Genomic DNA, 2,688 nt, shown 5'->3' with positions numbered 1-2,688 from the left:
GCTACGAGCTGCGCTGGCGCATGCGCCAGCGCTTTGAGGGCATCGACCTGCTGCTGACACCGTCCACACCCTGCACGGCTTTTGCTGCCGATGCGGAGAAAAAAGTTTATTTCTCCAGTTAAGTGCTTTTTGTTCTTTAAGTATTGAAATGAAGATTCTAATTGATGAAAATCTAAGCTGGAGGTTAAGAAAATCATTAGCGCCTTATTTTGAAGATGTTTTTCATCTTTCAGATTTGGGATTATTGGAAGAGTAAGATCAAAACATATGGAATTGGGCCAAAAATTCAGGTTTTTCAGTACTTACCAAAGATTCTGACTTTTATTTTTTGAGTCTAGTAAATGGTTGTCCACCAAAAGTTATCAGGTTAAACTGCAGAAATTTATCTACACTTGAATTGATCCAGAAAATTCTTTCAAACATAGATTTGATAATTGGGTTTTTAGAACTGGGGGAAGACTGTTACATGGAGATAAATTGATTTTCTTTTTGATAGTTTGCTCCGATACCAATTTTACCCACAATTTTATCTATTTTTGCGCCCAGAATGGATATGCAAAGAATTAGGAATTTCTGTATTATTGCCCATATTGACCATGGGAAAAGTACATTGGCAGACCGTCTCCTGCAATTCACCAATACGGTGAGCGACAGGGAGATGCAGGATCAGTTGTTGGACAATATGGACCTCGAGCGTGAGCGCGGGATCACCATAAAGTCGCATGCGATCCAGATGAAGTATAATTATAAAGGGGAGGAGTACACCCTCAACCTCATCGATACTCCCGGACACGTGGATTTTTCTTATGAAGTTTCCCGATCAATTGCTGCCTGTGAAGGTGCTTTGCTGATCGTGGATGCCTCTCAGGGAATTGAAGCCCAGACCATTTCCAATCTTTATCTTGCTATAGGTCATGACCTCGAAATCATTCCGGTTTTGAACAAAATAGACCTGCCGGGTGCAGATCCTGAAATGGTGGCGGATGAAGTCATCGAACTGATCGGCTGCGACAGAGAGGATATTGTATTGGCCTCCGGCAAAGAGGGAATAGGCATCGAAGACATTCTCAATGCAGTGGTTGAAAAGATCCCTGCTCCCAAAGGAAATATAGATTCGCCATTGCAGGCAATGATTTTTGATTCTGTTTACAATCCTTTTAGAGGAGTGGAGGTTATTTTCAGAATCTTCAATGGTACTATAAACAAGGGCGATAAAATCAAATTTGTCAATACAGGCAAGGAGTACTTTGCTGATGAAATAGGGATTCTTGGAGTCAACCAAATCCCGCAGCAAACCATGTATGCGGGAAATGTGGGATACCTGATCTCAGGAATCAAAGTTGCCAAGGAAGTAAAAGTGGGTGACACGATCACACACGTAAAAAATCCTTGTGCCGAATCCATCAAAGGATTTGAAAACGTAAAACCTATGGTTTTTGCCGGGATTTATCCTGTCGAGACTACTGAATTTGAGGAATTGAGAGCTTCCATGGAGAAGCTCCAACTCAATGATGCCTCATTGGTTTGGGAACCTGAGACTTCTGCAGCTTTGGGATTTGGATTCCGTTGTGGTTTCTTGGGTATGCTTCACATGGAGATCATTCAGGAGCGCTTGGAGCGGGAGTTTGATATGACGGTGATCACGACCGTTCCGTCTGTTCAGTTTAAAGCCCTGATGAACAACAACGAATACAAGCTGATCAATGCTCCGTCAGATATGCCTGATCCGACACTTTTTAAGCATATCGAGGAACCTTATGTCAAAGCTATCATCATTACTGCTGCTGAGTTTGTTGGTCCGGTAATCCAACTTTGTATGGACAAAAGAGGTCAGATCAAAAACCAGGTTTACCTGACTTCTGACCGTGTGGAATTGTCATTTGACATGCCTTTGGCTGAGATTGTTTTTGATTTCTTTGATAGATTGAAAACCATTTCAAGAGGATATGCTTCCCTGGATTATGAGATGATAGGATTCAAGCAATCTCATATGGTACGCTTGGATGTGATGCTCAACGGTGAGATTGTGGATGCCCTTTCAGCCATTGTCCACAGGGATAAAGCATACGAATGGGGTAGAAGACTCTGTGAGAAACTGAGAGAATTGGTACCAAGACAAATGTTTGAAATTGCAATCCAAGCAGCAATCGGGGCAAAAATCATCGCCAGAGAAACCGTGAAAGCAATGCGTAAAAACGTTTTGGCTAAATGTTATGGAGGAGACATTTCCCGTAAGCGAAAGCTTCTCGAAAAGCAGAAAAAAGGTAAAAAACGAATGAGGCAAGTCGGCAATGTCGAAATCCCGCAGGAAGCTTTTATGGCAGTACTGAAACTTGATTAACGAATTTTGAATTACGATTTACGAGGCTTGTTAGAACTTCACGCTAAATTTCATAATTGACTCACTAAAATGATTCGAAATTGAAGGTTGAAATGAAACAAAGGACAAAGCAATTTGCCATAGATGTTTGGAGATTGTGTTCAAAATTGCCTCATTCAAGAGAATATAACAGCTTTGTAAATCAGCTTATCAGGTGTTCAAGTTCGGTGGCTGCTAATTATCGAGCTGTGACTAGAGCTAAGTCCAAGGCGGATTTTATCAATAAATTAAAAATAGTAGAGGAGGAAGGAGATGAGAGTCAGTTCTTTCTTGAAATAATCGAAGAAATAAATACAGATCAGGAATTA

The 2,688-nt window shown here is 41.1% G+C and carries 3 protein-coding genes; all 3 read left to right on the top strand.

What is annotated here, in order from left to right:
* Positions 1 to 265: 265 nt before the first annotated feature.
* Positions 266 to 481: a DUF5615 family PIN-like protein gene (locus ACZFYI_RS18665; RefSeq protein WP_462525633.1), complete on the top strand. Its 216-nt coding sequence runs from the start codon at positions 266 to 268 to the stop codon at positions 479 to 481.
* Positions 482 to 547: 66 nt separating this feature from the next.
* Positions 548 to 2,341 carry a translation elongation factor 4 gene (gene lepA / locus ACZFYI_RS18660; RefSeq protein ID WP_462525632.1) on the top strand — a complete coding sequence of 598 codons (1,794 nt, stop codon included), beginning with the start codon at positions 548 to 550 and terminating at the stop codon, positions 2,339 to 2,341.
* A gap of 92 nt (positions 2,342 to 2,433) precedes the next feature.
* On the top strand, positions 2,434 to 2,688 hold a 255-nt coding region (locus tag ACZFYI_RS18655), incomplete at its 3' end, for a four helix bundle protein (RefSeq protein WP_462525631.1).

This window comes from Aquiflexum sp., from assembly GCF_977115555.1.
Note: the sequence above shows the minus strand (reverse complement) of the source record. Positions and strands in the feature narration are given on the sequence as shown.